The sequence below is a fragment of the Mesorhizobium sp. M7A.F.Ca.CA.002.05.1.1 genome (assembly GCF_003998335.1).
In the GTDB taxonomy this organism is placed as follows: domain Bacteria; phylum Pseudomonadota; class Alphaproteobacteria; order Rhizobiales; family Rhizobiaceae; genus Mesorhizobium.
Window position 1 is genome coordinate 1 of sequence record NZ_RZQI01000440.1, and the last position, 4875, is coordinate 4875.

Genomic DNA, 4875 nt, shown 5'->3' on the forward strand with positions numbered 1-4875 from the left:
GGCTCGGGCTGCAGCCCTTCGACGACCTGCTGATCGAGCGGATGGCCAGGCACGACATCTATTTCCTCTGCTTCCCGTTCGACCTTGACCTGATGGTCGGCTTCGTCGGCGGCGATTTCGCCTGGGAAATGTCGGCGGCCGGCGAGGCGGCCGGCATCGACTTCGTCGTCGACCGGCTGTGCGGCATCTTCGGCGGCGATACGCGCAAGCATGTCGGACGCGCAATGATGACCAATTGGGGCGGCGAGCGCTTCGTGCGCGGCGCCTATGCCGCGGCCCGCCCCGGCCGTTCACTGGCGCGCGCCGCACTCATGCAGCCGGTGGCCGACAAGATCTTCTTCGCCGGCGAGCATCTGGCCGGCTCGCTGGTCCAGACCTGCGGCGGCGCACGGCTGTCGGGCGAGGCGGTGGCAAGGCAGGTTGTCGCCCAGCTTGCGGCCAAATAGCTTCAGGTAATGTGGAACACCGCGCGGCTGTTCGCGTTGGGCACGGGCCGCCGTGAACATTTGTGTCACCTCCGGTGAATTGAGACCGACATGAAACTCTTCGACTGCCCGCATTGCGGCCATCGCATCTATTTCGAGAACGCCCAGTGCCTGAACTGCGGGAACCCCGTGCTCTACGATCCCGAGCACGCCTGTTTTGCGCTGGCGGGCGTCGATGGCGTCTTCCAGTGCACCAACGCCGATGAATGCGCCTGCAACTGGATGGCGGAACCGGGTCACGCTTTTTGCCGCGCTTGCGTGCTGAACCAGCTGATCCCGGATCTCTCCGTCGACGGCAACCGCCGCCGCTGGATCCGTGTCGAAGCGGCGAAGAAGCGCGCCATCTACTCGCTGCTGGCCTTCGGGCTGCCGGTGGCGCCCAAGCAGAACCCGGCCGACGAGATCGGCCTGGCATTCGACTTCCTCGCCGATCCGATCGGCGGCGGCCCCGGCGGCGAGCGGATTCTTACCGGCCACGACAATGGCCTGATCACGCTCAACGTCGCCGAGGCGGATTCGGCCGAGCGCGAGAAGCGGCGCGTCGAGATGGGCGAGAACTACCGCACCTTGCTCGGTCATTTCCGCCACGAGCTCGGGCACTATTACTGGGACCGCCTCATCCGCGACGATCCGCACAGGCTCGAAGCTTTCCGCGCACTGTTCGGCGACGACCGCGCCGATTACGAACAGGCGCTGAAGGCCTATTATGCCAATGGTGCGCCGCCCGACTGGCAGCAAGGCCACATCTCGGCCTATGCGACCTCGCATCCATGGGAAGACTGGGCCGAGACCTGGGCTCATCACCTGCACATCACCGACACGCTGGAAATGGTGCACGCGCTGAACTTTCCGCTCGGCCGGCTGGAGACGGTGGAGGCCAACGACTTGCCGCGCGGCGACACAGGCGGCGGGTTGCAGGCCGCACCCTCGGAGCCGGCGACCGCGCCCCAGCCTTTCGAAAAGATTCTTCCCCGCTGGCTGGTGCTGTCGGAAGCCTCCAATTCGATCAACCGCTGCATGGGCCTGCCCGACCTCTACCCCTTTGTCATTTCGGACGTCACGGCACGGAAATTGGAATTCGTTCACGAACTTCTGACCGATTTGCCTGGAGAACACGGAACAAATCGTGAGTTGGCGCAGGCGCTTTAGCGGGAACGCATGAGCTGCTGCCCCGTTTTCGCTGGCGAGGGACCATGAAAACGGAGAGAAACCATGAAATCCCTGTTGTTTCCTGCGGTAGCCGGAATGCTGACCGTGATGTCAGGCGCCGCGTTTGCCGATACCGCCGTCTCAGCCGTCACCGATCTTAACGTGCGCGCCGGACCCGGCCCGCAATATCCCGTGATCGGCGTGCTCGCCGCCGGCCAGTCGGCAACGCTCAATGGCTGCATCGAAAACAGCAAATGGTGCACCATAGCCGAGGCCGGCGGCCAGGGCTGGGTCTATTCCGACTATGTGACGGCCGATATCGGCGGCAGCCGCGTGGTGCTGACGGAACGGCGCTCCAGCGTTGCTGTCGTCTCGCCGCCGGAGGACATCGGCAACTACTCGACCGATTATACCGGCGCGATCATCGCCAGCGATCCGGTCGTGGATGACTTCCCGCCGCCTCCGGCTGAAGTCCGCACCTATGTCGATACACATCGCCTCGATCCCATCTATCTCGAAGGCGAAGTGGTGACCGGCGCGACCCTGCCCGACACCGTCGAGCTGCGCGAGATTCCGGACTACAATTACCGCTATGTCTATGTGAACGGCCAGCGGGCGCTGATCGATCCGCAGACCCGGCGCATCATGTACGTCGTTCGCTGACGACAAGCGGCCGCTGTGACAGCAGCGGCCGCCAGCAGGCCGCGCCGCCGCGCGGCGCTCTCCTGCGCTCTGGCCTAGTCCTTTGCGGAAAACCATTCCGATTTTCCCGGCCATCGGTTAGTCAATAGGCGATGACTTTGGCAAGGGAGCCCGCGTGACCATCGATCCGGCCGCCTTCGAGCGTTACAGGCATTCGCCGAACGCCAGGACGACCTTACCGCGCCTGTTGCTCGGAACGGGGATCGTGGTCCTTTTTTGGGCAGCAACCACCGTGGCCGTGCTGGTCGGCGGCACCTATGCGTTCATCGCCTGGCAGGCGACCCCATCATCCGGCATTCAGGGCTTCCTCGCTTCGCCCCTCGGCATCCTCACCGCGCTCGTCTCGTTTGCCGGCATCTGGATCGGCCTGTGGGTCGCGATGCGCTGGGTGCATGGCGAGAAGCTGTCGGCGCTGATCGGCAACAGCCGACGAGTTTCATGGCCCGACTTCCTCAAAGGGCTGATCGCCGTGCTGATCACGTCGTTCATATCCGAGGTCCTGCTCTATCTCTTGCAGCCGCAGATCACGCGTGGCCCGATCAGCTTGTCATCCTGGCTGCTGTTTGCGATCCCGATCGCCGCGCTCACCTTGGTGCAGACCTCTTCGGAAGAGCTGCTGTTTCGCGGCTATCTGCTGCGCGGTCTCGCCAGCCGGTTCACGAGCCCGGTAATCTGGGCCCTGCTGCCGGCCCTGCTGTTCACCTCGCTGCATTGGAGCGCGAGTTCGTCACCAGCCATCAATGCTTGCGTGCTGGCGTCGATCGCCGCTTTCGCGCTGCTGCTGACGCTTATCGTCTACGCAACCGGCAATCTCGGCGCCGCACTGGGTGCTCATCTCGGCAACAACCTGACCGGGTTTCTCTTGATCTCGCATCAGGAAAGCTACAATTCCTTCGCCCTGTTCAATGCCAGGCCGCTCGAGGGACCGGGCTGGGCGACGTCGGATGCGGTTCTCATCGCCTTCATCGGCATCGCCTGCAGCATGCTGACCATCGTGCTGCTTCTACATCCGCGTTCGCCGCTCAAGGTCGCCGCCGAATTTCCATAGTCGAGCCGGGAAATCCGTCTAGGCTGTTGCGGACTGTGAACTATTCTTCACATATGGATTGACACATCAAGCCTGTGAACTATAGTTCACAGATGGTCGAGGTTCGCCAAACCACCGACTTTCGCGACTGGCTCAACAGCCTGAGGGATAAGCGGGCCGCCGAAAAGATCGCGATCCGCATCGCCCGCGTCCAGTCCGGCCTCATCGGAGACGTGAAGTATTTCGATGGCATCGGCGAACTTCGGTTGGACGTTGGCCCTGGATACCGCCTCTATTTCATCAAGCGCGGCAACGAAATCATTATCCTGCTTTGCGGCGGCGACAAGTCCAGCCAGGGCCGCGACATCAAAAAGGCCATTCAGATGGCCAGGGAGCTATGATCATGGCAATCGAAACCGTTCCGTTTGATCCCGCCGAGCATCTTGGCAGCGCCGAAGGGCAGGCCGAGCTGCTGGCCGACGCCTTTGCGACCGGCGACCCTGGCTATATAGCAAACGCGCTCGGCATTGTTGCTCGTGCGCGCGGCATGACCGCTGTTGCAAAGGAAGCAGGCGTCACTCGTGAAGCTCTTTACAAAGCACTGAGGCCAGACGGTGACCCGCGCCTTTCGACGCTACTGGGTGTCACAAAGGCGCTCGGGGTGAAGATCACAGCCGAGCCGTCTAGTTAATCAGGGTTTCCAAAGACCCCTCGCGCGCAGAATTGTTTGCCCAATTCGCATGCCGGCAACCACTGCCGTGGCTGCCGCACGCCCTGCAATCCGGTCTTCGTCTTGACTCCGTGTCCGATTTCCTGTCTACACGCCCCGAATTCCGCGACGAGTATCCCTCCGAGCAAGCCGACCAGGACGCCGAAACCTCTTTGAGGTGAAGTGCTGTAAATCGATCCTGGAGGCCAACACCCGGCAGCGCTGAGCGCCCCCGGGTGCTTTTTGGTTTTGGCTTTTGGTTGGACACTGGGCGCGAACGCATTACCTCTCGGGCATCATCCGGATGCCAGGGAAAAGGAAAACGAATGTTTGAATCGCTACAGGAACGTCTTGGTTCGATCCTGAACGGCCTGACCGGCCGCGGCGCGCTATCGGAGGCTGATGTCTCGGCGGCGCTGCGCGAGGTGCGCCGTGCGCTGCTCGAAGCAGACGTGGCGCTGGAAGTGGTGCGCTCCTTCACCGACAAGGTGCGCGAGAAGGCCGTCGGCGCTGCCGTGGTCAAGTCGATCAAGCCCGGCCAGATGGTCGTCAAGATCGTCCATGACGAACTGGTCGAGATGCTCGGCGCCGAAGGCGTCGCCATCGATCTCAATGCCCCGGCGCCGATCGTCATCATGATGGTCGGCCTGCAGGGTTCGGGCAAGACGACCACTTCGGCCAAGATCGCCAAGCGTCTTTCCGAGCGTCAGAACAAGAAGGTCCTGATGGCCTCGCTCGACACGCGGCGCCCCGCCGCGCAGGAGCAGCTTCGCCAGCTCGGCGAACAGGTCAAGGTCGCCACG

The 4875-nt window shown here is 62.8% G+C and carries 7 protein-coding genes; all 7 read left to right on the forward strand.

Going from position 1 to position 4875, the window contains the following annotated elements:
* Positions 1 to 446 (forward strand): FAD-dependent oxidoreductase (locus tag EN939_RS20940; protein WP_164751117.1); only part of this gene is annotated, 446 nt, incomplete at its 5' end.
* A 90-nt stretch (positions 447 to 536) separates the two neighbouring features.
* Positions 537 to 1634, forward strand: a complete 1098-nt coding sequence (locus EN939_RS20945; protein WP_127269500.1) for a zinc-binding metallopeptidase family protein — start codon at positions 537 to 539, stop codon at positions 1632 to 1634.
* A 63-nt stretch (positions 1635 to 1697) separates the two neighbouring features.
* On the forward strand, positions 1698 to 2297 hold the full coding sequence (locus EN939_RS20950) for a DUF1236 domain-containing protein (RefSeq protein WP_127269501.1): 600 nt from the start codon (positions 1698 to 1700) through the stop codon (positions 2295 to 2297).
* 154 nt (positions 2298 to 2451) lie between these two features.
* Positions 2452 to 3384 (forward strand): CPBP family intramembrane glutamic endopeptidase, encoded by a 933-nt coding sequence (locus EN939_RS20955; protein WP_127269502.1) that lies wholly within the window; start codon positions 2452 to 2454, stop codon positions 3382 to 3384.
* 92 nt (positions 3385 to 3476) lie between these two features.
* On the forward strand, positions 3477 to 3764 hold the full coding sequence (locus EN939_RS20960) for a type II toxin-antitoxin system RelE/ParE family toxin (RefSeq protein WP_127269504.1): 288 nt from the start codon (positions 3477 to 3479) through the stop codon (positions 3762 to 3764).
* A 2-nt stretch (positions 3765 to 3766) separates the two neighbouring features.
* A complete protein-coding gene (locus EN939_RS20965) occupies positions 3767 to 4054 on the forward strand; it encodes an addiction module antidote protein (protein ID WP_127269503.1) in 288 nt (95 codons plus the stop codon).
* A gap of 344 nt (positions 4055 to 4398) precedes the next feature.
* Positions 4399 to 4875: signal recognition particle receptor subunit alpha (locus EN939_RS20970; protein WP_206528314.1), on the forward strand; the 477-nt coding region annotated here is incomplete at its 3' end.